This is a genomic window from Catenulispora acidiphila DSM 44928 (assembly GCF_000024025.1).
In the GTDB taxonomy this organism is placed as follows: Bacteria; Actinomycetota; Actinomycetes; order Streptomycetales; family Catenulisporaceae; genus Catenulispora; species Catenulispora acidiphila.
Map to the genome: position 1 here is coordinate 8,032,205 of NC_013131.1, position 25,662 is coordinate 8,057,866.

Genomic DNA, 25,662 nt, shown 5'->3' on the forward strand with positions numbered 1-25,662 from the left:
CATGGGACGCGAAGCGCGCCGCCGGCCGGCACGGTCGGCCGCGGGGATGCCCGGCGGCCGGTTGCTGTAAGAGGGCTGACGGACCGCGCCTCAGGAACGGTCCTCACCAGCGGAGACGCCACCATTCTGGACCGGGAAACCCACCCTGAGCGCCAGAGTCGCCAACTCGACGCGGCTGCGCAGTTCGAGCTTGCCGAGGATCTTGCTCACATGTGCCGCGACGGTACCCTCAGCCAGGAAGAGGTCGACGGCTATCTCGCGGTTCTTGCTGCCGCGCACGATGCCGGCGCAGATCTCGCGCTCCCGGGCAGTCAGCGCGTCGAAGGGCGCCGGGATTCCCGACACGCCGGGGCGGGCAGCCTTCTTCTTGGTGACGGGGCCGTCGGCGACACCGAGCCAGCGCCGAACGACGACGCCCAGCGGAGCCGCGGTCAACGTCGCGGCGGCGTCCGCGGCGGCACCGGCCACCCGGAGCGCCTCCGCCAGGTCGCCCGCCGCCAGTGCGGCCGCCGCCTGACGCCAATGCGCGTATGCCGCGGGGTAGGGCCGACCCAGGCCGTCCCAGTCCTCGGCGACGCCAGCCCAGACCGCGGCCGTGTCCCGACCCGCCGCCCGGTCGCGCTCGGCGTCGCACAGCCGGCACAGAACCCTGGTCTCGGGAGTCGTGACGCGTGCGGCCAGGCGCGGCAAGACTTCGGCGGTCCAACCCGACAGCAGTGCCTCGGCTGCTGCGGTCACCGCCGGGTCGTCTCCGTCCGCACTGAACTCGCTGGCCCCGATCGTGACGATGTCGGCCGCCGCACGCAGACCCACGGCGTGGAGCCGCAGGACATCCGTGACGTCCTCGGCCACGCCGAACGTGGTCAGCCCGCGTGTGACCGAGGCCAGAGCGTCGTCCGGCCGTCCCTGCCAATAGTCGGCCTCGGCCTGGCACACCTGCAGCGCCGCCGCCAGCCGCGGGTCGTCGCCCCGTTTGCCGCGGACGTCCTCGATCAGCCGCCGGGCCTCGGCGAACCGGCCGCGCGCCACGTCGACCTCGGCCAGGGTCAGCCGCTCGTAGACGCTCTCCCCGACCGGGGGCCGGTCCCGCAGGGTGTCCTCCAACAGCGCCGTGGCCTCGTCCCACCGCCCCAGCAAAGTGAGGGCGACGGCGGCGGCGTTCGCGACCACCCGGGCCGGGCGGGTTCCCTGCAGGCCGAACCGGTCCGCGTCCTTCAACCCGGCTTCGGCGATCCGGAGGGTGCCGGCCGCGTCACCGATGCCTTCCAGGGCAACGCAGATGTTTCCGTAGACCCGGAAGAGATCCTCCAACTGCTCGGTGCGCTTGGCGCTGTCCAGAGCACGCCGAAGCAGGGATATGCCTTCCTCAGTCTGTCCGAGCCTGGTGAGCGCCAAGCCTGCCGCGTTGAGCGCGCGACCCTCGGCGGCCAGGTCGCCGGCCGTCTCGGCGACCTTCGCGGCATGGCGGGCCCGCCTCAGTCCCTCGTCGTAGGAGTAGGCCCGGACCTCGGCCATGGCCAGTCCGGTCAGAGCCCTGGCGTAGACGGCTTCCCCGGGCGCGGAACCGGCCAGCAGATGTTCGGCCCGGGCGTAAGCCTCGTGGGTCTGTTTGCTCGCCCCGGCCTCCCAGAAGTAGCTGCCCAGACGTTCATACAACTCACCGAGTCTTCTGGCGTCCCGAACCGGGTCGATCAGCGCGATGGCCTCCTCGATGAACTCCACCGCGCGCCAGCCGTGTCCGGCCCACCGGGCGGCGTCCGCGGCGGACTCCAGAACGCGCAGGCGGGTCGTTCCGGCCTCGCCTTCGGGATCCGAGACCCGGCTCCACAGGTCCAACGCCCGCTTGTACTGCCGCTCTGCTTCGTGGAACGCGCGCGTACCGATGGTCAGCTCGCCCGCACGCACTGCGGCGGCGAGCGCCTGGGGGAAGATCCGCGCGGAGAACCAGTGGTGCGCCAGCTCGACCGCGGCGCTCCGGCCGTCCGCCAGGGAAAGGGTGGGGTCGGCGGTCAGCGCCTCGGCCATAGCAGTGTGCAGCCGTATCCGTTCTCGGGGAGACATCCGCTCGTAGATGGCCTCCCGCATCAGGGCGTGCCGCACGGCGTAGACGTCGTCCATCGGATCGGCGGCGAGCGTGTCTGCGTCCAGGCACTCGCGCAGGGCCTGGTCCAGCGACTCGTCGTCGAGCCCGCACACCGCGGCGATCAGATCGCCGCTCACCCGGCGCGCGGCGGTCGCGACGACCCGCATGACGCGGTCGGCGTCAGTGCTCAGCGTTCCGAGGCGCGCCAGCATCAGCTCCTTGACGGAGACGGGAAGGTGTCCGGCCGCCTGATCGGTGAGCGCGCCGGACTCGTAGAGCTGCTGGGCGAAGAACGCGTTGCCCTCGGACCGCTCGAAGCACGCGCGCGCCATGTCCGCGTCGACGTCGCCGCCCAGGGACTCCAGGAAGCGGAGGAGCTCGGGTTCTGTGAAGGGCGGCACGGCCACGCGGCGGACCCGGCGGCCGAAGTCCGGCTCGGCGAGCAGGATCCGCGTCGGATGGCCGGCCGGCATGCCCGCGCGGTGGCTGCACACCAGCAGGACACGCTCGTCCGACATGGCCCGGGACAGGAAGGAGACCAAGTCGAGGGTGGACTGGTCGGCCCAGTGGATGTCCTCGAACACGAGCACCACGGGCGCCGCGGCGCCCAGCTGGTCCAGCATGCGAAGCAGCGCGGCGTAGACGGGCTGCACCCCGAACCTTTCGGTGCGGCCGCCACCCCCGGCGCCGGTGAAGCCGTTGATCAAGCCGGACAACTCGTCCCAGACCGGGCCGGCCGCCGCGCGCGTGTGCGCCCCGCTCTGCTGCCTCGCCTTCAGCCGCAATGCCTCGACCAGAGGGAGGTAGGGGATGTCGCCGCGGCCCAGATCCAGACACGCTCCGCGCAGCACGATGGCGCCCTTCTCGCGTGCCCGGCCCGCGAACTCCTCGATGACGCGGCTCTTGCCGACCCCCGGTTCCCCGGACACCAGGACGATGCGCGGCCTTTGGGCCGACGCGGCGTCCACGAGCGCGCACAATTCGCCGAGTTCCCGCTCTCGCCCGACGAGCTTTCCCGCCTCCATGGCTTCATTCTCACGCAGAGGCACTGCACGACGACCCGGGTGACGGAAATTCGCCAAGCGCGGACCTCTGCTTCCGGCAATGCCCGATCGAGCTTCTCCGGGTTCTGGCACAGCGGCTTGCGAACCCCCCGCGAGGCTGACCAGCCGGGACTCCCACAATGCGGCGACAAGCCGCGGGTCAGCCCCCGCGGCCACCGCGCGGCCCCGAGCCGCGTCCAGTTCTTCCGCGAGCATCGCGATTAACCGCGCTCGCACCGTCTCCGGGAAGGTGTCATCGTCCCAGCCCGGCCTTGTCACAACGTTCTCCTGTCTTTCAGACGCGTTCGAAGGTCGATCCGTGCCGGGTGCGGGCGAATCAAAGCCCAGAGCTGCCTGAGCGCCAACTGACGCTCCGGAACGCCAAACCTGTCGACCGCACAGCGCGGTCCACACGGGCGAGCGCTCCGCGCGGCGGAATACCCGCGAACCAGACGCCCGTCCCGTCCACCCGCATCTGCCAGGGAGGCCGGGCTGCCCGCCGGTCCTCCCACTCCGCATAGCGCCGCCGTCCCGAGTCGCTGCGGATCAGCAGCGATTGGTTCGCCGATCCCCGCCAGAGCGGGTCGGTAGGACTGGCAGCGTCATAGCAGCCCATGATCACCGCGTCGGCGAGATCCACCGCTTCCACCCGGTCCGCATCGATTTCTCCGAGTTTGTATCCGGTGGAGATCAGGACGTCGAGATCCCCGCCGAACTCGGAACCCACCCGGCGCACGCTCTTCAGGAACCTGCGAAACGCCCCAGCCTGGGCCAGCAGCTCGCCACCGCTCACCGTCAGACCAGTCGCGCCGCGGTCCATGGTGTCGCGCCAGCGGCGCTCCAGGTCGGCGGCGCCCACCTCGACGCCGCCGTCGGGATCCCGCGTGCCTCGGGGCATGCACCCGCTGCACGCCAGCGGGCATCCCTGCCCCCAGACACCGAGCCGCAAGCCAGGGCCGAGGGCGGTGACCGGGAAATGGCTGCGGCTGATCCGCAGACGCGCGTCGTTCACGAGCGGCCTGCCCATCGTGAGCGCCCCGACGATCGACGCGGGCTGCGGTCCTGCCCGCCGACTCGAGTCGTCGGCGACGAGTCGGGCCAAGAACCCGCACAGCGGGGCAGGACTACGGCGTTCGACGCGCGATGCGCCTCCGGATCGGGTCGTGACCATGGCGGATACGGCTCCAGGATGCTGACGTGGTCGTGGAAGATCGAAGGGGCCGGCACCGATCGGCCGACCCTCCGGAGCATGGCTGTACGAACCGCTATGCGTCGGTACGGCTCCTGCGCGCCCGGCTCCGGACAGGCTCAAAGTGCTTCCGGTCCGGCGGGACGTACGTATCGTCTACGACCGCTTCGGCACACAGCAGGCGGCCCAGAACGCCGACGTCCAGGTTGAACTTCACGCAACGGCTCGCTCGCGGAGGGCAGCCTCACCGTGCACCGCCGTCTCGTGGGCCAGCCGGCCGTACAGCATTCCCCTGCGGTCCATCCAGATCTCCGCCGAGTGCTCGCCGTTCCACTCCGGGCGCGACAGGCCCACGTCAGCCGAGACTTCCACGTGGAAGTCGCCGTCCGGGTGATAGCCGAGCTCAGCCATGCAAGCGCGCATCGTCTCGGCGATGAAGCACTGGTGGATTTTGTCGCCGGCCCACGCAACCGCCTCGGAGCTCAGCGACCGCAGCGCAGGCTTCAGTCGCGCCCTGCCGGCGGCGATGTCGCGCAGCGCCACGACGACGTCGGTGAACAGCGATGGCGATCGCCCGCCGGCCACTGCCGAATCCCCCAGTACGGGCCATCGCTGCGCGGCCAGCCGATGGTCGGCGACCGCGACGTTCACTGTCGCGGCCAGTCGGCGCAAGGCCCGCAGCTGGACATCCGCCTCCTGCGTCTCTCTGGCGGTGACGGTACGGGCCGCTTCCAGCACGGAAAGCAACGCTTGCTCGTCGGCGTCCGGATTCAGGCCTTGGACGGCCGCCACCGCCTCCGGGCTCGCATCCTCGGCCCGAAACCAGGCCCGCGCGATCCGGACCTCGGCGTCGAGCAGCCGTTCGCTCTCCCGGCACCATCGCGCAGCCTCCGCCGCCGTGCGGCCGGTCAGGCTCAAAGGCTTCGGCAGGACGGCGGCGGTGCTCGCGCCGGACGTCCGGTCAGCCACCATCATGATCCTGGCGTTGAGCCCTACGACGTCAACGGCTACGTCCTCCCAGATCACCTCCGAATTGTGCACGGCCGACCGCCCGGCGACTTCCTCTTCGCCTCCCCCTCCCGACCCCTCGACGGCACGCACGGCCAGCACATCCGCCGCCCAGACCGTCAGAACGCCGGCGGCCGCGGCGGTCAGCTCGGCGATCGCGGCCGACGCGGCGACGGTGGCCCCCGGGGGGATCACGATTCCCGCAGAACTCATGGTCTTCCTCCTCATCAGGGGATGACGGACAGCACTCAAGAGGGAGGGTCTGTAGCACTCCGCCAAGGACTGCTTTGCGACGGATCTGCGCCGCCGGGAACGGGAACGGGACAGAGTTCGAGTCGCCGAACGCGGAAGTCATCAAGATCCGTCACAGTCTCAGACACCGACAACAAGGATGCCGCCTGGCAGAATTCCGCTTGCCAAGTAATTCACCCGCGCAGGTCAAGGGCACTAGAAGAGGGTGCAGGGCTGATGACCCTGAGGTCTCGGCTCGCTGCGTCATTGCTGCGATGCCCAACGTCAACTGCTATTCCTTCAGACGGTCCCAGCAAAGCCGGAGAAGGCCACGGTCCATCCATCATCTGTGTCGCGCCAGCGGGCCCTGACAAGGGGAAGTTCCGGTCCCAAAAGCGCAGTCAGACTGCCAGGTTGGCCGACAGGACAGGCTGGGTCCGCGCAACAACGACCAACCGAGCGCCCCGAATTTTCGGTCAGCAGCGAATGCGGCGACCTACCAATCACACGGCGCGGGCTGGCAGGCCGTCACGCCCAAAGGCGGCTCGTCGATCGACAAGAATCTTTTGATTGGCACTCACAGTGGCACGACTATCACCTTAAACGGAGTCAGACGACGATAAAAGGTCCGCTACCTGCCGTTTACGGCGTCGATAGGCAGTCCGGTCTAAGCAGCCTCGACATGCATTTCGACGGATGATTGCAATGAGCGCGGGACCGCAGTTCACTCTTGGATCCCTCGCCCAGCCCGCAAGTGCGGTCGGTCACCAGCCAGCGGCTAGTTCTTCACCGGAACGAGTGCGGCCATCTTTAGCGCTACTCATCGTCGTCGGCGTAGTCCCCAATGCTGACGTCCATGAGCAGCGACTGCCAGAACCCGGTTTCGTCTCGCAGTGCGCTCGGGTCGAGCGTCTCGAGTTCGACGCGCAGCCGAGCGGCGATCTCCTCGGCCTCGTCTTGGGAGGATCCGGCGGTCGCCTCTTCGAATATGGCGACGCTTTCACCGAACTGACGGGGCGAGGCGTTCACATAGACGAGATTCCCGAGCTCTCCGTCCCACAGCATGATCTCGCCTGAGTCGCGGTCGATGAAGTACGATCCGCCGTTTTCGGCATCACTCACCTGCAACAGATCGCGACCGCCCGCGGACAGTTCGCCGCCCTCGGCGGCGACAAAGATCGAGGACTGTTCGGGCAGCCCGGTCGTCACCAAGTAGTCGCGGGCATCCGCAGCACGGACTGTAGCGACGTATTCCTGGGGGTAACGGTGCATTCCGATCACGGCGCTCATTCTAGTCTGCCCATGGCGCCGCCCAGTTTCCTGCCTCAGCGTCATCGAAGATCTGGTCCACGTATGCCTTACGTGCAGCGTTGGCTGCTACGCCGTCCTTCGAGAGCGTCCACGCCCACGAGTAGGTGTACTTGATACCCATATCGCCCAGAGTCTTTCGGCACTGGTTCGTTCCGATGCAGGGCTCAAACTCGGAATACACCTCGGTGATCTTGTCACCATACTGGCGCACCAGCTTACGCTCGGCATGCATGAACTGGCCCTTTGACGAGGCAGCGACCGCTATTTGCTCCACTCCGTTGTCATCGATGTAGCGTGCGGCGGCGAAGTTGTTGCCCTTCTTGCCCAGTCGCAATCGCTCCTGGATGACCGCTTGGCTCAGATCGGTGCTTCCGGGCTCGGTGGTCCCGGTGCAGGCCAGACCATACGGGTCGGCCCACGTCAGCGGGTTCGGAACGTACGCCCGGTCGTTGGCCGCCGGAGCCAGACCGAGCGGGTCCGGTGTGAGGTAAGCAGCGGTCTCAGGGTCGTAATAGCGGAAACGGTTGTAATGGAGACCGGTCTCGGCGTCGTAGTACTGGCCAGGGAAGCGCAGGGGGCAATCGACTCCGTCATCGGCTGATACGGCGGTCTGTGTACCCCACAGACTCGTCGTGGTGTGCCAGACGATTCGGCCACCCTGATCGACCAGTTCGGACGGCGTGCCGAGTTGGTCCGTGACGATCGCGTGGAAGATCTCGTCGACAACCTCCTGAGAAGCGTCGTCAACCCAGTGACGACGGCGCTGCGCGGTCGGCCGGAAAGTATCGGGATCGTAGTCCCACGTCCACACCTCCCGACCACCATCGCCGCCGGAAGAGTACTGTTCGACCAGCTGGCTGCCGTCCCACGCAAAACGAACGGTCTCCACGACCACACCGGCCGCTACATGCTCCTTAGCCGTCCGACGACCCAGCGGGTCATAGCGGTAGCGCCACGCCGTGCCGTCCGGCAGACCCACCTGGACCAACTGGTCATCAGCGTTCCAGGAATACGTCCATTCCTTGCGCCGACCGTCGAGTGTGCGCCGGAGGGCGCGTACCAGGCGGCCCGCGACGTCGTACTCATAAGACGTGCGCCCAGCTTGCCGAATCAGCGTTCGGTCGGTGGTCCGAGCCCCGGAAGTGTCCGTGTCAGTCGGCACGTCGGCCTGGGCGACGTTGCCGAAGGCGTCGTACGCGTACGACTCCGACCAGCCTTCCGCTCTGACTCCCGTCACCCGGCCAGCCGGGTCCAAGTCATAACGACGGACGCCTCGCAAGCTGTCGGTCACGACTGCGGGTGTACCGTCTGGCCGATATCCAATATCGCGACCCAGCGCCGGCTGCCCGCCCACGATAGGCCGTTCCTCACTCCACAGCCGCTGCGCAACCAGCCGTCCGACTGCATCCACGCCCTGCTCGAGCCGGGCCTGCGGACCGAACACGACGCCCGTGAGACGGCTTGCCGCGTCGTACTGGAAGTCGAGCTTCCCTGCGCCCGCCGCCAACGCGGCTGGGCGGCCCGCAGCATCGAACGTCCACGCCGAGACCGCTCCCGAAGAGCTGGTGCGACGGATTCGACGCCCCGCAGAGTCGTACTCAGAGACGACCTCGTGGCCATCCACCGTTTCGGACACCACCCGACCCGCAGCGTCATAAACGAAGATGACAGCGGCGCCGGAAGGTCCAGTCGTGCGGGTCAGGCGGCCCATCGCGTCGCGCTCGTAAGCGAATTCTCCATCGCTCGTCCGGCGGACAACGACCCGACCCGCGGCATCTCTGGTGAACTCCGAACGGTTCCCGAGTCCGTCGATGCGAGCCGTCAGCTGCCCAGCCGCGTCATGCTCATAGGCGAGAGTGCGGCCGATGAAGTCCGTCTCGGACACCAGTTGACCGGCCGCGTCGTGCACGTACCGCCACGTCGCGCCGGCACTGTTCGTCACCGACGTCTGACGCAACTCGCTATCGAGCGCGAACTCGTGACGCTCACCGGTCGGATCCACGCGCGCAACCATCGAGCCGAATGGCCCGAGCTCGAACACTGTCCGACTGCCCAGAGGGTCGAGCACCCCGACCTGGCGCCCCTCCGCGTCATAGGACCATTCCCAACGTGCCCCGTCAGGCGCGGCATACCAGGCAGGATATCCTTCGACGGTCCAGCCGTATTCAGCGCGACCGCCAACGGGATCAACGATCGTCGTGATGCGGCCGAAGGTGTCGCGGACTACCTGAGTGACCTCGCCTAGCGGGCCGATCGTGGCAACTGGCAGGCCAGCGCCGTCGGTTTCGACACGAGTTGTGGCGCCGAGGGCATCGGTGAGTTCGTGCAAGGCTCCGTCGTCGCCGTAGGCGAAACGGTTCTCGATGCCCAGCGGATCAACGGCAACGATCAGGTTCCCACGCTGGTCATAACGCTGCTGCCGGAGCACTCCGTCTGGCGCACGTGCGGCGACGATGTGATGGTGCTCGTCGTAGTCCAACTCGGTGACCGCGCCGTCTGGACCGATCTGGCGGACCACATCACCGTGTTCGCCGAGTTCGTAGACCGTCCGACGGCCCAAGGCATCAGTGCGAGACAGCGGCCGACCGTACCGGTCGAACTCGGCGCGAGTCTGGTTGCCAAGCGGATCGGTAACAGAGATCAGGTGGCCCAGCTCGTCATAGACGTACGTGATCGAGTCGCCGAGAGAGTTCGTGAAGACGGTGGTCTGGTGCTCGTCATCGTAAACGAAGGACCCGGACAGGTAACCGCCGTCACCTTGAGTGCGTACGACCCGCGAACCCTCGTCGTACTCGTAGGCGTAGCGATAGCCGACCCGGTCGACCCAGGCGACGATCCGGTCCGCATCGTCGTACTCGTAGTTGTACGGCAGGTTAGAGGAGTCGAGGACACCTACCAAGCGACCGCGATCGTCGTAGTGGAATCGTTTGACGGTGACGCCATCCGGAGATCCGTCGAGCAGGCGCAGGCCCGTGACGCGGACGCCGGCGGCCGTATTGGACGCTTCCACGGCGACGCGGTAACCAGGGTGCTCGATAGCGACCGGCGTCCCGCGTTCGTCTCGCACGAAGCTAATCCGGTTGCCGTTCCGGTCAGATATCGCGGTCAGGTCCCTGATCTGCGCAGCGTTCTCGTTGTGGTGAACGACGGCGAAATGGCGAGTGAGGCCGCTCCACGGGTCAGTAACCCGAATCTCACCGGTCTGACGATCCCAGACAAGCGGCCACCGCGCTCCCCGCTCAGGAAGGACGGGGGAATCCCCGTCGGGGAGCGTGTAATGGAGAATCTGGGAGTCGTCGCCTGCGAAGTGGATACCTGCGGCGTTCAGGGCGATTCGCTGGTCGAGGGTAGAGGACCAACCTGGTCCGAACAGGCGACCAGTGGCATATGCCGAGGCGTAGGCGCGCCGCAGGATCACCGGCAAGACGCCGGGCAGGGACAGATCCGATTCGGCGGTGAGCATCTGGCCCGAGACGACGTCGATCGGGTCGATTTTGCAGAAGGAGGCTTCGCTGCCTTCCGCCTCGTGTGCTTCCTTGCCGAATTTGCCCAGGAGCTTGCCGCCGAACTTCTCCAAGGCCTTGCCACCGAGGAAGGTGACCCCGAGCATCCCCGCACCCATCAGGGCGTCGCCCCAATGGCCCTGCATCGCGTCGCCGGCGACTTCGAGCCCTGTGCCGGCCAGCGCGATCAGGTTGTCGGCTTCGGCCAGGCCGGCTGTGATGACATCGACACCGGGGATCCAGGAGGTCGCCAGGGCCAGGACGTCCAGGAACGGAGCGAGGTCGTTGGCGATCTCGGCGATCTTCCCGCCCCACTCGGACAAAAATTCCCCGACGTGCTCCCACCAATGCTTGTTGTGGATGCCATCAGACTGCGCGTGGTGGAGAGCGCTGGCGCAGGTTTTCGCCGCTGTGATGCGGTCGTTGTAGGCGTCGTTGGCCTGTTTGGCCAGATCGGCCATGCGCGCCTTGGCATTAGTCAGGTTGGTCTGCGCCGTGTCATGCGCGGTCTGTGCGTCGGTGACCGCCTGCTGATTCGGGTTGGCAGCCTGGTTCTGCTGCGCCGTCTTCAGATCCGTCGCGGCGCTACTGGCGCTGGTGGTGGCACGCTGCAGATCGGCGTGCGCGTCCTGCGCTTGACGGAGGGCCGCATCAGCCTTCGACTGCGCAGCTTGCAGCACCGGAGCGTACGCCGACAGCGCGTCGGATGCCTCGCTGTAGGACGTGTACAGCTTCTGTAGCCGACCCGGCAGCGGACCGAACTGGCCCTTGAACGCATCAGCGGTCTGCCCAACCCACTCCAAAGCCGAAGCGTCCGACCCGAACGAGTTCAGGCTCCGATACGCCGACTCCACGTCGTGAGCGAAGTCGCCGAGCTCCTTGGCCAGAGTCTGTACCGACTCAACCACACCGGGTGTCGGATCCCCGTCCAGGCCCAGGATGTCCCACCCGGTTGGACGCGCCATCAGCGGCCTCCCCGCGTGACATGTGCGTCAAGGCCCATGCCTGTCCCACCGCCGTGATCCACCACTGTCCCCCGCTCCCCCGACACTCGATCTACAGCGAGTGTCGAGTCTACAAAGCGACCACGACATCGGTAACCCCCTGAGCATGAGACAGTCACGTACCGTTCCCACTTCGGCATCGGACGCGGCCCAGCACCGGAACCAATCGTGACCGTGTCGCTACGCCTCTGTAGGCTGAGTAGATCAGAGTTCTGATGTGCTGAGGGGGCATGTGTGGCAAAGGGCGAGGCGGACGCTGCGATCGTACGGTTCTGGTGGGCCGTGGAGATGTTCAGTCCACCGAAGATCGAAGACGAGCCGTCATGGGACAACAAGGTCTTTCGGCTCTCGCCGGGTGAAGTCCCCCCTTGGCACCCCATGCATCCCTTGGCCAGACTGAAACTCGAGCGAGACAAAGTGTGGCAGCACACTGTTTTCGGCGGGATCTTCGCGCTCGAACGGCTTCGCGATGTGGTCGTAGCGGTCTTCGGCAACGATGCAAAGTACCGGGATGCGCGACTGGACGGCTCGACAGCGGTGTTCTCGCTGACTCTCACCCAGTCTGGTCATCTCATAGAAGACTCGCAGGTTCTGTCATCCTGCGCCTGGGCGACCGGGCGCGTGCTGGCCCGGCGACCGTGGCGCGGCAGCTGGCTCGACAAGACCGCATGGGCTACGGCGCGTGCCGAGTTCGAAGAGCTGACGCGGCACCTCGGCGAGCCACCAGTTCCCGGTATGCCGGGTGGCTCGGGAGCGGGTCGTGGCGATGACGGCGGCTTGGGCGGCCGGCTCCGCGGCGCCGCAGCGGACGCGGCGGAAGCCGGGGTCAACGCCGTAGCGGCGCCGCTCGCCACTTCAGTTGCCGGACCGCTGTTAGGCGGCGCGGTCGGCAAAGCCGCGGGTACCTTCGCGAAGAAGATGGTCGAGCCGGACGCGCCGAACGGTGGCGGCGATGGTGGTGACCGTGAGAACCAGTCTGCCGGTGGGAGCTCCGACGGGCGTCGCCCCGTGCATCCGCGAGAGTTGTTCGCGCTGTTCGAAGAACAAGTCAGCCAGCTCCGAATCGGTAAGGCCCTCGATCCGGCGGAAATCTGGGTAGCGTCCAAGCGGGTACATGTGAGGTCGGCGGACACCGCCGACAGCGACTTTCTCAACAGTTTTCTGTTCGACGATCTCGAGCGCGTCCAAGATGCCCTGCTCGCCAAGGACGGCGGCAAGGTTCTAGGCGAGTTCCTGCGCCCCACGGCACACATAGATATGCGATCGCGTGTCGACGTCCGCACGAGCAGTGGCCACGTCTTGGCAGAAGTGGCGCCGAAGCACACGCCGGTCGGCCGGTGGGTCGGCGGGGCGGACCGTCCTCTGGCACTGAGCCAACAGTTCGCCGTGAACCAGATCCTCAGCGCGACGAGAGCCGGCTCCATTCCTGTGTACGCGGTCAACGGACCCCCAGGCACAGGCAAGACGACCATGTTGCGCGATGTGATCGCTGCCCTCGTGGTCGAGCGCGCCATCCGTCTGTCCAAGCTCAAACGGCCCGCAGACGCATTCGGCGGCCCGGCGAGTTCCTGGAGCACGGAAGTCGGCACCCGCAAAGTACGGCCACTGATTCCAGAACTGACCGGTTTCGAGATGGTCGTCGCTTGCACAAGCAACGGCGCGGCGAAGAACATCACCCACGAGTTCCCGGGCCCTGAGGGCATCGACGCGTCTTGGCGGGAGGCAGCACGCGAGATCGACTACTTCGCCACCGCCGCCTCGATCGCCCTGGAGATCGAGGACGCCGAACCTGACCGGCGGGCCTGGGCTGCAGTCGCCGGCGCGTTGGGCAAGATGGAGCTCCGACGGAACTTCAGCGAACGCCTTTGGTGGGGCGTGACCGCTAAGGAAGAAGCTGCGGCGAAGCGAGACGCAGCGGATGGCTACAAGCGTCGGCCGGACCGCTCCGGAGCAGGCCTCGCCGACCTGCTCACCGAACAGACCCGGAACGGCACGCCTATCGACTGGCCAGCTGCCGTCAAGAGATTCACGAACGCACTGGTCAAAGTCGAAGCGCTAGAGGCGGCACGACAGGCTGCGGCGGACGCCGCCGAGATCGTCGCGAAGTCCGCAGCGCAGACGACAGCTCTGGAACAGACGCTTGCTGAGGCCGACACCGCTGTCGCACTGGCCGCTGAGAAAGCCGATACCGCAGCGACCTTGCTACGCCGCGGTGAGGAGGTTCTCGCCCAGGGACAGGTCGCACGGGCCGAACACGCACGCCGCCAGCCGAATCTGTGGACGTCGCTGTCGACGCGCGGCAAAGCCGGGCGGGAGTGGTACCAGAAAGATCAGCAACTGGCCACACTTCAGGAGCGAACGTCCGCGTTGTACGAGCAGACGCGTCAGGAGGCTCTGGCGACATCTGAACACCTCGAGAGAACCCGCCGCCGCCGCACGGAGATCGCCGACCGGTTGGCAGCGACCGAGAGTCGCGCCTATGAGGCGAAGCGGATCTGGGACCAAGCGCTCGCAAACTGGAAGGACCACGTCCCTTCGCCCGCAGTGTTCGCGGACGATGCGCTCCGCGAGAAGTCAGCACCCTGGAATGACCGAGACATCGCCGACGCCAGGACTCGCCTGTTTCTGGAGGCGCTGCTCCTGCACAAACAGTTCTTGCTCGCGACCTCCGAGACCATGCGGCGCAATCTACAGGCCGCCTTCGACATCATCGGCGGCAGCGCACCATCTGACGTTAAAGGCGAAACAGCGAAAGCGGCGTGGCAATCGCTGTTCTTGGCAGTACCCGTAGTGTCTACGACCTTCGCCTCGACCGGCCGCTTGTTCTCGCATCTCGGCCGTGAAGACCTGGGTTGGCTGTTCATCGACGAGGCGGGGCAGGCCACTCCAGCCGGCGCGGTCGGCGCCATGTGGCGGGCCCAGCACGCGGTGATCGTTGGCGACCCTCGGCAACTCGAACCGGTCATCACCGTTCCGCACAGCCTTCAGCAGGCACTGCGCGAGCACTTCGACGTGGGAGAGGAATGGCTGCCAGGCCAGGTCTCGGTCCAGACTCTCGCGGATCGCCTCGCGCCCTACGGTACGTACCTAGACGTCGATGACCAGGACGGACAGGGCGACCAGGTCTGGGTCGGGGCACCACTGCGTGTCCACCGCCGCTGCGACGCGCCGATGTTCGACATCAGCAACGACATCGCCTACGGCGGCACGCTCATGGTCAACGGCAAGAAGCCGATCGAGCCCGATGAGGACCCCTACCGGGACCTGCGCGCGAGCAGCTGGATCCATGTCGCTGGCCCATCGAACGGGGACAGCCCGTGGATCCCCGCGGAGGGCCGCGCTGTGCGGGCACTCATCGCGGAGCTGCGCCGAAACGGCGTCCGGCGCGACCGTATCCGAGTCATCAGCCCATTCCGCAAGGTCGTACGCGGCGTAGCGGAACTGTCGCTAGGACTTCCCAGGGAAGCGGTCGGAACGATCCACACCATGCAAGGCAAGGAAGCCGACATCGTCATCCTCGTCCTAGGCAGCAGCAACGGCGGCCAACGGGTCTGGGCCGCCGAAAAGCCGAATCTGCTGAACGTCGCAGTTTCTCGCGCAAAGCGTCGGCTGTACGTCGTCGGGAACCGTGACCTCTGGAAGCAGCAGCAGTACTTCAATCAGCTCGCGACCCGGCTTCCGGTGGTCCGCAGCGAGGCCGACGGATGAGGGGGCTGAAGTCCGCCACATTCGAGGAGGAGACGACGAAGCTCGTGGAACAGGTCCGCGAGTGGCATCGCCGATGGACCGGGACGGAACGGCCCAGGTGATGCTGCCTCCGTCGAACGGATCAGGCTGTGGATGACGCGTGTGTGGCGGCCCCTGCCATCTCAGCGGCGATGCGCGCCACGTCGGCGAGTAGCCGCTGCGGAGGCTGGTCGAGGTCGAGCGCGTGTTGGACGATCCGGACACCGGCGTTTCGGACAGTGTGCTCGGCGCGCGGCTCGTTGCCTTTCGCATAGACGAGATGTCCGGTGTCCAGGCCGAGGACGGTGCAGTAGGCCAGGAGCTGGTAAAGGTCGGCGTCGGGGTAGCCGGCAGGCTTCTCGGCCTTGTATTTGGCGTCGGCGACTCCCAGCGGCACGCTCGAGTCCGTGTACCAGACCAGGTCCGGCTTGAGACGGACGGCGTCGGCGGCGTCGAGATAGTGCGTGGCCTGCACCTTGGCGTGGCCGCCGAAGGGGGCGAGGGCCGTGGTCAGGGCGGCGGTGACGAAGTCCTCGAACAGTGCCGCCGTGTTGAAGATGAAGCCCTCGATCGTCACCGTGCCTTCCAGGTGCTCCACTGACGCGCCGTGCAGCACGATCCCTGCCAGGTACAGCGCCGGTTGATAGCGGACGTTCAGCCGCGAGGGATTCCACTTCGGGAGCTGGTGGCCGCGGACCAGCGGGGTGACATCGGCGAGCCGGGCGCGAAGCCGTAGCAGACGATGCCGGACGTCCTTGGCCACGCCCGGCAGCCGCAGCAACCGCTCGGTCGCCGCGGCGAGAAGCTGGTTCTCGGGAATGTCCGTGGTGAACTCGTCGAACGCGACCTCGATCGGGATTTGCCGGCCGAAGCGGCGGCGGATCTGCTCGGACTCCAGGATGCGGCCACGGACCACGAGTGCTGACTCTTCGGTGTGTCGGTAGCCCTGGAGAAGGCCTTGGCGCAGCGCCCGGTCGGATTGGCGCTCGAAGGCGTAGGCGAGGGCGGGCAGCAGCTCCGCATGCTCGGTGACTTCGACGTTCTCCTCGCGCCAGCCCTTGGGGTTCTGCGGGTAGCCGAGTAGGAAGAACAGCCTGCGGATCGGCACCTTCGGCGCGATCCGCAGCTCCACTGGTTCACCACTCGGGACCGCTACGCGGGCCACGCCCACCTTGGCCTTCGCACGAACCTGCCAATGCTCTGGCAGCCACGGGTCCGGCGAGGTGTCGACGAGCCCCGAAGCCGCGAGCGCGCGGCCCTCGGCCACCGATAGGAGGTGGGTGGTCGGCGGCCCGAGCTCGACGAGGTCCAGACGGGTCATTCGTCCGCCGGCCCGATTTCGGCGGCGTCGGCGGCGGTTGGCGTGTTCTCGGCTTGCTCATGCCGGACAATCGCTCGGCGCAGCGCGGCCAGGCCATAGCGCTTCTCGACGTCGATGCCTTCGCCGTAGTGGTGCTCCTCCAACAGGGGCAGGATCTTGGTACGCCACACGCGCTCCAGCCCGCCGTCGCGGTAGACGCCTTTCTTCATCAGGTAGGAGGGTCCGATGCGGAAGTCCTTGTCCTCGATACGGCAGTTGAGCTCGTTCAACAGCATGGCGGGCTCGGGAGCCCTACCTTCGGCCGCGAGCCAGCGGTGCAGCAGTTCCTTGACCGGCGCGGCGTCAGGCGACAGCTCGACAAAGGAGAACCGGCGGCGCATCGCGGCGTCCACGAGGGCAATGGAGCGGTCGGCGGTGTTCATCGTGCCGATGATGAACAGGTTCTGCGGGAGAAAGAAAGCTTCGTTGGAGTACGTCAAGCGCACCGAACGCTTGCGGTACTCCAGCAGGAAGTACAGCTCGCCGAACACCTTCGCCAGATTCGCCCGGTTCAACTCGTCGATGATAAGGAAGTACGGGACGTGACGATTACCCTCGCGCGAGGCGCGCTCGGCGATGTCACGTAGTGGGCCGGCGGTAAGACGGAACGCCACGTCACCGGATTTCTCATCTTCACGCGGGCGGAAGCCCTCGAAGAAGTCCTCATAGGCATAGGAGGGGTGGAACTGGACCAGTTCCACGTTCTCCGGACCGCCGGCCAGCTTCTCAGCGATCTCCTGTGCGAGGAAGGTCTTGCCGGTTCCGGGCGGGCCGTAAAAGACGATCTGCTTCTCATCTTCGAGGAGTTGCCGGACCTCGGCGAGCCAGGGCAGATCGACGTGCAGACGGTCGGCGTAGTCGCTGTCGAAATGTGGAAGCTCCAGCTCGCGCAACGGCGAGACAACGGCCTTGGGGACTTCTTCGGCCAGCGCGGGGCCCGGAACGTCGGCCCCGGCTTCAGCACCCCCGGACAGCGCGTCGATGATGTCGATGGCGCTCGTGAGGTCGACGACGTCGTGCTGATCGGAAAGGCGTGCTTGGACTTCGTCGGGGAGATCGTCGTAGTCGAAGGAAAGCTCGGCCCAGTCGGCCGCACGCCGCAGGTTCGAGCGGCCGTCCTCGGACTCGACCTGAACCGCCTCGCCGGTGATCTTCCCGGTCCACACCTGGCCGCCTGAGATGGTGACGACCGTATGGCCGGGCTTCATTCTCGCAAGGAACGCGTGGATGCCGTCGGCGAGGTCAAGCTTTTGGTTGTAGGTGGCCGACGCGTCGTAGCCTTCCTCGACGAACGTACGGATGGTCTCCTTCGACGGGAACCCACCTGCCACCACGCCTTGCGGGAGCCGTGATGCGGACAAGGTGACGAGACCATCCGACAGCCACAGGCGGTCCACCAGGTTCTGGCCGTTGACATTCGATCCCCGTACGAGCCAGGCGGAGCGCTTCGATCCCTGCCAGGAGACGTCCATGAAGTCGCCAAGCCGCTTGCCGTCCTCGGTTCGCCATTCGATCCAGCCGTTCGATGACCTGCCTTTAAGGAACTCGACCGCCTCCGACGGCGACACACATTCGATAGCTCGCGTGGTCTCCAAATAGCCGGGCCACTGCGTGGACTCGACGAGGCCGCCGTCCGCGATCGCTTCGTTGCGGTGACGGTAAGCGATAACTGCGTACTTCCCAGACTTGACGCTGTCGACGACGTCGCTACGGACCGGCGCCCCGGCGTCGATGACGAACTTCTTGCTGCCGTTCATACCGCGCTCATCGAGCAACCGGCCGCTGGCGATCGGCCCGTTGTTCGGGAGGCGGAGGAAGAACCGCGGGTACTCGGTCACTGTTCGGCTTTCTCGTGGCGGCTGTGTGAACTTCGGCTCAGCGGGGTGGCGCGGGCCCTTCGTCCTCACGTTTGACGATCGGGAAGGTCTCCATTATGTGGTCCACGTCGTCGCGTTCGATGCCGTAAAGCTAAAAGAAGACGGCATCGAGCTCGGCGCGGAGCTTGAAACGGCGCTCCGCGGCCCAGCGGAACGGAGAGCCCCAGTGTCTCCAACGTCGCGAGCAAGAGGCTTCATGTCACACTGTGGTGTATATCAGTTCGAGTACACGAGGAGCGAACCAGGAAAAATCGAATGGCGGTGTATCGAGAGCATTTGGCGGTAGTGCAGCGAGCTGCTCGACACAACCACAGCCAGATAAAGGCCGCCGAGTTTTTTGCCGCGCGATGTAGTCGAAGATGAACGAGGTTAGAGGAACGGTAGATGTCGCGGCCTGCGGCGAGACTAATCGGGTGGAGCTCCATCGGGACGTCTCAGAAAGCGATCGTGAACCGGTCGTCAGCGAGTTCCCGCAGCCGGGCATGGTCTGCCAGCCGGTTCGGCGGTGGTCCGCGGGCAGCGCGTCGGCTGGCGCTTCTGGAACGCGGCGGGCTCGTGGTCGCGACCGTTCTTCTGATCCTGCGCCTACCGTCTGCCCCTAGCGTCTACGCGGCACGAGTCCGGATTCGAAGGCGATGATGGCCAGGTGGACGCGGTCCCGGGCTTCGAGCTTGGCGAACAGGCGCGCTACGTGGGTCTTCGCGGTTGCTGCGCTGATGATTAGGCGTTCGGCTATCTCGGCGTTCGATAGTCCCTGGCCGACCAGTGCCAGGACTTCGCGCTCTCGGTCGGTGATTTGCGCGATCTGGTGCGGGTGCTCGAGGGGTTCGGGGTGTGGTTTGGGGGTGGTGGGGGTTGCGGTGAAGTCCGCGATCAGGCGGCGGGTCACGCTGGGGGCGATCAGTGCGTCGCCGGCTGCGACTACGCGGATTGCGTCGAGGATTGCGTCCAGGGCCATGCTCTTGAGGAGGAAGCCGCTGGCTCCGGCGCGGAGGGCGCCGTAGACGTATTCGTCGTCGTCGAAGGTTGTCAGGACCAGGATCTTGGGTGGGTCGGGCTCGGCGGTTGCCTGGCGGGTGGCCTCGATGCCGTCCATGCCTGGCATTCGGATGTCCATCACTACGACGTCCGGGTGTAGTTCGCGGACCAGGCGTACTGCCTCGCGGCCGTTGGCGGCCTGGGCTACCACCTCGAGGTCGTCGGTGTCGCCGATCAGGATGCCGAGTCCGACGAGCATCAGGGGTTGGTCGTCGACGAGGAGTACTCGCACGGTCATGCTGGGAGCCTGGCTGTCACTCGGAATCCGCCCTCGGGGCGGCGGTCGGCGCTGAACTGGCCGGAGAGCAGGGTCACCCGTTCGCGCATGCCGAGGAGGCCGAAGCCGTTGCCGCCGGCGCCCAGGGCGAACTTCGGGCGGGCCGGTCCGGACAGACCGTCGTCTCCGTCGTCCACGACCTCGATCCGCACGCCTGTCGGCTCGTAGCCGACCGCGACTTGGCAGGTTCGCGCGCCGGAATGCCGCACCACGTTCGTCACCGACTCCTGGATGATGCGGAAGGCCGACAGCTCGATCTCCGGTGGCAGTGGACGTTGCTCGCCTTGCCAGGTCACATGGACTCGCACCCCGGCGCCGGCTGTGCGTTCGGCGAGCTGCGGGACGTCGGCCAGGCTGCCGGCCGGCGCCAGCGGAGCGGCCTGCGGCATGGCGTCGTCCGGCTCGGCGCGGCGGAGTGCCCCGAGCATGCGCTGCAACTCCAGCAGCGTCTCCCGGCTGGTGGTCTCGATGCCGGTCAGGGCCTGCCGCGTCTGCTCGGGCTTGGTGTCCACGACCCGTGCCGCCGCTCCCGACAGCACCGTGATGATGCCGATACTGTGCGCGACGCTGTCGTGCAGTTCGCGGGCGATCCTGAGCCGCTCGGACATGACGACGCGCGCCGCGGTCTGCTCGTGCAGGGCTTCGAGATATTCGCGGCGTTTGCGGTACACCCCGCCGAAGACCCACGCGAGGGCGAACCACATCGCGAGCCACCCGGTCCACTGGGCCTGGTCGCCGATGTTCTGCCCGCGGATGTGGATGTCGTTGACGAACGCCGCCGCGACGCCCGCGACGGAGCCGACGGCGGCAGCCTTCGGCCGCTGGGCGGCGAGGTACCCGCCCACGCCGACGAGCAGGACGAACATGATCAAGGGCCGCGCGCCGAACGCGTCGCCGAGGATCGATTCGCCCAGGATCACCGCGAAGACAGTCGCCGGCAGACGGCGCACCAGCAGGACCGGGAGGGCGAGTACGACGCACAGAGCCATCATCTGGACCGGCTCGAGGTCGGGGAATCGGAGCAGGCCGTACTTGGGGGACGGCATCGTCAAGGGGAGCATCAGCGCGTAGAGGCAGGCGGCGGACAGCGCCACTGCCTGCGACATCAGCCAGGTCACGCGCTTCGATGTCGACAGGCGCTGGAGAAGCTCTTCCATAGGGAGATCGTATTCAGTGGCATCGGCTCCGCGCGTCGCCCCGGGGATGTACGCCGGATACGCCCCCGGGGCGACGGCCTGGGAAGAGGTGACATCCGCCGGCCGACGCGGTGGATCGCCGCCCGTTCCTAGGTTCACTGTCATGACGAATGCACCGATGATCGATCTTCGCGGCACGACGAAGAAATACGACGACGGCCCGCCCGCACTGGCCGGCGTCACCTTGTCCGTGGCGGCTGGTGAGTGCGTGGCGATCCTCGGCCATTCCGGCAGCGGCAAATCCACGCTGCTGAACCTGATCGCGGGCCTGGACAAGCCCTCCAGCGGCACCGTGACCGTCGACGGCACCCGCGTGGACCAGCTGGGCGAGGCCGGTTCGGCGAAGTACCGCCGGGCCTCGATCGGGATGATCTTCCAGTTCTTCAACCTGCTGGACGACCTGACCGTGCTGGACAACGTGCTCATCCCGGCGCAACTGGCCGGGATGAGCAAGGGCGAGGCGAGGCGGCGGGCCGTCGAACTGCTCGGCACGCTGGGCATCGACCGGCACGCCAAGGCCTACCCGCAGCGGCTCTCCGGCGGCGAGCGCCAGCGCGTCGCAGTAGCCAGAGCCCTGATGAACTCCCCCGCGCTGCTGCTCGCCGACGAGCCCACCGGCGCGCTGGACTCGAGCTCGGCCGAGGACGTGCGCCGACTGCTGCTGGATCTGAACGCCGACGGCCAGACCATCTTGCTGGTCACCCACGACGTGCAGCTGGCCGCCACCACCGCGCACCGCATCATCGAGTTGGTGGACGGCGCGGTCGCGCGGGACGTCGTCACCAGTGGCCGCGATGCCGCCGTGGCCGTCCGCACAACGCTGACCCGTCCGGCGGGAGAGGTCCGATGACACTGACGCTGCGCAAGCCGCCGCTGCCCCGGCGCGTCTTCGAGGCCGGATTCCATGCCATGGCCCGGCTGCTTCTGGCGGTGAGCCGGTGAGCGCCCTGGGCAAGGTCGTACACTCCGGCGTGGGCCGGCGCCGCGTCCAGTCCCTCGTCATGGCGTTGACGACGTGCACCGCGGTGATGTCATCAGTACTCTCCCTCGGCCTGCTGATCGCCGTGCAAGCCCCGTTCGAGCACGCTTTCGCCACCCGGAACGGAGCGCACCTGGCGGTCCAGTTCGACGGTTCGAAGGTCACGGCCGCGCAGACCGCCGCCACCGCGCACGCCGCCGGCGTCACCGAGGCGGCCGGCCCGTACCCGATCGCCGCCGCGCTGGACACGACCATCGGCACGGACTGCCCCAAGAGCAGTTGGGCCGGTCACGACAACCATCCGATCACCGTCACCACCCGGCCCGACCTGGGTAGCACCTCCGGGATGGACCAGCTGGTGCTGGTTCAGGGGCGCTGGCCGACCAGTCCGGGCGAGATCGCCCTCCCGGCGACCAACTATGCCGACGCCTGCTTCGGCTCGTCGGTGGTGTTCTCCTCCCTGCCGGGCAAGCCGTCGTTCAAGGTCGTCGGCTTCGGCGACTCGGTGACCAACAGCGCGACCGGCTTCGCCACCGCTGCCGGCTTCGCGCGGCTCACCGCCGCCGGTGCCACGTCCGACGAGCAGATGCTCTACCGGTTCGCCAAGGCCGGGACCGATGCCGACCTCGCCGCCGACAAGCAGGCGGTATCGGCCGCCGTTCCGGCCGGCGCGGTCGAGGACGGGCAGTCGTATCTGACCGCGGAACAGCAGGCGACCGGCAACGCCAAGGCCTTCGTGCCGTTCCTGGTCGCCTTCGGGATCCTCGGGCTGGTCCTGTCAGTGCTGATCATCGCGATCGTGGTCAGCGGCGCGGTGGCCTCGGGAATCCGGCGCATCGGGATTCTGAAGTCGCTGGGCTTCACCCCTTCGCAGGTGGCCCGCGCCTATACCGCGCAGGCGATGATCCCGGCGGCACTCGGTGTGGTCCTCGGCACGACGTTCGGCGATCTCCTGGCTGTACCGATCCTGGGCCAGGCCGGCAAGCAGCTCGGCACGGCCAGCGCCACGATCCCGGGGTGGGTCAGCGCCGTGGTGTCGCTGGGCGCCTTGCTGATCGTCGGCGTCACGGCTTCGATCCCGGCGTTGCGGGCCGGCCGGATGTCGGCGGTGCGGGCGCTGGTGGTCGGCCGCGCGCCGAAGGCCGACCACCAGCGCGGCCAGAGGGCGCAGGCTCTGGCCTCGCGGCTGCCGCTGCCCCGGGCCGTGTCGCTGGGGCTGGCCCAGCCCTTCGCCCGGCCGGCCCGGACCGTCCTGGTCGGCGCGGCGGTGCTGCTCGGCACGGTCAGCGTCACCTTCGCGGTGGGGTTGGGGACCGCGTTCAGTACGTATCAGGACACCACGATGAGCTCGGGCTTCAACGCCGCGTCGATGATCGTGATACCCACGGCCGACGTCGGCGTGCCGTGGGGTCAGTACGGACCCAACGACCCGCGCCACGCGTACTTGGACGCCGAAAAGGTGGCCGCCGCGCTCGCCAAGGTCCCGGGCACGAAGGCCGCGTTCGGCTGGGGCGACAGCGGCGCGAGCATGGTCGGCGCGCCGATCGGCGGCGAACCGCCCGCCGTGTACACGGTCAGCGGCGACTTCTCCTGGACGAACATGCAGCTGCTGTCCGGCCGCTGGTACGCCGCGCCCGGCGAGGTCGTGGTCGGCGACAAGCTGGCCTCGGCGGTGGGGATCCACGTCGGGGACGACGTCACCGTGGTGCAGCAGAACAAACACCTGTCCCTCAAGGTCGTGGGCATCAACTTCGACACCCATGGAACCGACTATTCGGCCATGACGGACGCGGCCACCTTCACCGCCGCGGGACTGACCCCGCACATCGACCAGTTCAACGTCGAGCTGGCCAGAGGCGTCGACGGAACGGCCTGGTCCACCTCGGCCGCCGCCGCGCTGACCCCGCTGAACGCCTCGGTCCAGTCGAACTCGGACAGCGGCAAGAACCTTCTGGTGCTCATCATGGACGCCCTGGTCGCGATGTTCACGCTGATGTTGACGGCGGTCGCCGCGCTCGGAGTGCTGAGCATGGTGGCGCAGGACACCCGGGAGCGGGTCCACGACATGGGGATCTTCAAGGCCCTCGGCATGACGCCCAAACAGACCATTGCGATGGTCCTGACCTCGGTGGCCTTCACCGGCCTGATCGCCGGACTCATCGGGGTACCGCTCGGGGTCGCGGTGGAGAAGGCGACGCAGTCCCCGATGGGGCACGCGATCGGCCGGCACCTGCCACCGAACGTGACCCACGTCTACACCGCCGGGCTGCTCCTTCCGCTACTGGCCGCCGGAGTCGTGATCGCCCTGCTCGGGGCACTGCTGCCGGCCGGCTGGGCGGCCCGGTCCCGGACCGCCACCGCGCTGCGGACTGAGTAGGACTGAGTAGAGCCGAGCAGGGCCACCAGTCGCCGGTCGCCGCAGCAGGGCAGCGTCACGGTGGAGTCGGCCGTCGGCGTCGGCACCACGGTCAGCGTGCGGCTCGACGTCCGCGTGGACCCCTTGTGCTCAACGCGACACAGCGGGGCTGTTCAGGGTGATTGACCCGCACAACTATCATTAGTAAAGAAAGTATGCAGTCGTCGAGGTGCGAACGGGGCAGTGATGGTGGTCGCTAGTGAGCGGATCCGGTTCGGCTTGGCCGCTCCTGTGCGGGTGCAGGCTGCGGGGAGTATTGCGGACGCCACGCAGACTCAGCTGTTCGCGGAGATTCTCACTGCTGGGCCGCTTTCGCGGACTGAGCTGGCGCGGCGTGCCGATCTGTCGCAGTCGACGGTGACCAAGGTGGTCAATCCGCTCATCGAGGCCGGCTATGTGGTTGAGGTGGGCGCCAAGAGTTCGGGGATGGGTAGGCCGCATCGGTTGTTGCGGGTCGCCGCGGATCGGTATGCGGTGATCGGCGTGAAGATCGCGCCGGGGTCGGTGACCGGTGTGCTGGCTGATCTTGAGGCTCGGGTGCTCGCTCATCGGACGCGGCCTCTCACCGCGGGTCACGATCCGGCGGAGGCGTTGGACGCGGCGGTGGCTGTGGTGCGGGAGCTGGTCGACGACCCCACGGCACACGGCGAGGTTCTGGGACTTGGTGTGGGACTCGGCGGTCATGTGGACACCGCCTCGGGGCGGGTGGCGCATTCCGGCGTGCTCGGGTGGGACAACGTGCAGGTCGCTGAACCGTTGGCGGCGGCGACGGGGCTGCCGACGGTCGTGGACAACGACGTGAACGCGCTGGCGATCGCCGAGCGCTGGTTCGGCGCGGGCCGCGACATCGATTCGTTCGTGCTGGTGACCACCGGACCCGGTGTGGGTTGTGGTCTGCTGCTCGGCGGGCAGTTGTACGCCGGGTCCACAGGGCTGGCCGGCGAGTTGGGCCACATCCCGCTGCAGGCGAACGGAGTGGTCTGCGACTGCGGGAACCGCGGATGTCTGGAGACGGTGGCGTCGGACCGGGCAGTGCTGCGGGAGATCGCCGCACACGGCGGATCGATCACCGATATCGGCGAGGCGATCACGGCGGCGCGGTCCGGTGATGAGCGGGCCTTGGCGGCGTTCGAGACGATGGGCACGGCGTTGGGCCTGGGTCTGGCGACCGTGTGCAACCTGTTCAACCCACAGCGGATCGTGCTGACCGGCGAGCGGGCGAGTGCTTATGACCTGTTCGGGTCCGCGTGCGAAAAGTCGTGGCGGGAGCACGCGTTCTCCACGGCGGCTCAGGACTGCGAGTTGGTCGTGGACGAGGCCGACGACTTGATGTGGGCACGCGGCGCGGGATGCCTGGTGATCCGGGAAGCGGTCGGGGCGTCGGTGGGCTGATCTGCTGATCCGCTCTGGCAGACCGCGCC

Annotated in this window: 13 protein-coding genes; 4 read left to right on the forward strand and 9 right to left on the reverse strand. The window is 67.4% G+C overall.

From position 1 onward, the window contains the following. Positions 1 to 90: 90 nt before the first annotated feature. The 5 genes from CACI_RS34420 to CACI_RS34440 all read right to left on the reverse strand — a co-directional run bounded on the left by CACI_RS34420 (position 91) and on the right by CACI_RS34440 (position 11,333). The gene (locus tag CACI_RS34420) at positions 91 to 3,108 is read right to left on the reverse strand and encodes a helix-turn-helix transcriptional regulator (RefSeq protein WP_015795513.1); all 3,018 of its coding nucleotides are present in this window, start codon (positions 3,106 to 3,108) and stop codon (positions 91 to 93) included. Between the two features lie 355 nt (positions 3,109 to 3,463). Then, complete coding sequence (locus CACI_RS34425; protein ID WP_015795514.1) at positions 3,464 to 4,153, reverse strand: 4Fe-4S single cluster domain-containing protein; 690 nt, start codon at positions 4,151 to 4,153, stop codon at positions 3,464 to 3,466. Positions 4,154 to 4,528: 375 nt separating this feature from the next. Then, positions 4,529 to 5,536 (reverse strand): hypothetical protein, encoded by a 1,008-nt coding sequence (locus CACI_RS34430; RefSeq protein ID WP_015795515.1) that lies wholly within the window; start codon positions 5,534 to 5,536, stop codon positions 4,529 to 4,531. An 834-nt stretch (positions 5,537 to 6,370) separates the two neighbouring features. Then, on the reverse strand, positions 6,371 to 6,826 hold the full coding sequence (locus CACI_RS34435) for an SUKH-4 family immunity protein (RefSeq protein ID WP_263053497.1): 456 nt from the start codon (positions 6,824 to 6,826) through the stop codon (positions 6,371 to 6,373). Between the two features lie 19 nt (positions 6,827 to 6,845). After that, complete coding sequence (locus CACI_RS34440) at positions 6,846 to 11,333, reverse strand: nucleic acid/nucleotide deaminase domain-containing protein (protein ID WP_015795517.1); 4,488 nt, start codon at positions 11,331 to 11,333, stop codon at positions 6,846 to 6,848. Between the two features lie 273 nt (positions 11,334 to 11,606). Between CACI_RS34440 and CACI_RS34445 the strand changes: the two genes are divergently transcribed. Next, the gene (locus tag CACI_RS34445) at positions 11,607 to 15,080 is read left to right on the forward strand and encodes a DEAD/DEAH box helicase (RefSeq protein ID WP_015795518.1); all 3,474 of its coding nucleotides are present in this window, start codon (positions 11,607 to 11,609) and stop codon (positions 15,078 to 15,080) included. Between the two features lie 121 nt (positions 15,081 to 15,201). Here CACI_RS34445 and CACI_RS34450 read toward each other — a convergent pair whose 3' ends face one another. From CACI_RS34450 to CACI_RS34465, 4 genes are all read right to left on the reverse strand, one after another. Then, positions 15,202 to 16,419: an McrC family protein gene (locus CACI_RS34450; RefSeq protein ID WP_015795519.1), complete on the reverse strand. Its 1,218-nt coding sequence runs from the start codon at positions 16,417 to 16,419 to the stop codon at positions 15,202 to 15,204. After that, positions 16,416 to 18,296, reverse strand: coding sequence for a DUF4357 domain-containing protein (locus CACI_RS34455; RefSeq protein WP_015795520.1), 1,881 nt, complete (start codon positions 18,294 to 18,296; stop codon positions 16,416 to 16,418). Before CACI_RS34455 ends, CACI_RS34450 begins: the two co-directional genes overlap by 4 nt. Before the next feature lie 637 nt (positions 18,297 to 18,933). After that, positions 18,934 to 19,611, reverse strand: a complete 678-nt coding sequence (locus CACI_RS34460) for a response regulator (protein ID WP_015795521.1) — start codon at positions 19,609 to 19,611, stop codon at positions 18,934 to 18,936. Beyond that, positions 19,608 to 20,807 (reverse strand): sensor histidine kinase, encoded by a 1,200-nt coding sequence (locus CACI_RS34465; RefSeq protein WP_015795522.1) that lies wholly within the window; start codon positions 20,805 to 20,807, stop codon positions 19,608 to 19,610. The genes CACI_RS34460 and CACI_RS34465 overlap by 4 nt, the downstream gene beginning before the upstream one ends. 142 nt (positions 20,808 to 20,949) lie before the next feature. Between CACI_RS34465 and CACI_RS34470 the strand changes: the two genes are divergently transcribed. From CACI_RS34470 to CACI_RS34480, 3 genes are all read left to right on the forward strand, one after another. Continuing rightward, complete coding sequence (locus CACI_RS34470) at positions 20,950 to 21,696, forward strand: ABC transporter ATP-binding protein (RefSeq protein WP_015795523.1); 747 nt, start codon at positions 20,950 to 20,952, stop codon at positions 21,694 to 21,696. Between the two features lie 88 nt (positions 21,697 to 21,784). Next, complete coding sequence (locus tag CACI_RS53730) at positions 21,785 to 24,202, forward strand: FtsX-like permease family protein (RefSeq protein WP_015795524.1); 2,418 nt, start codon at positions 21,785 to 21,787, stop codon at positions 24,200 to 24,202. Between the two features lie 225 nt (positions 24,203 to 24,427). Continuing rightward, entirely contained in the window at positions 24,428 to 25,633 is a 1,206-nt protein-coding gene (locus tag CACI_RS34480; protein ID WP_015795525.1) for an ROK family transcriptional regulator, read from the forward strand. Positions 25,634 to 25,662: the final 29 nt, after the last annotated feature.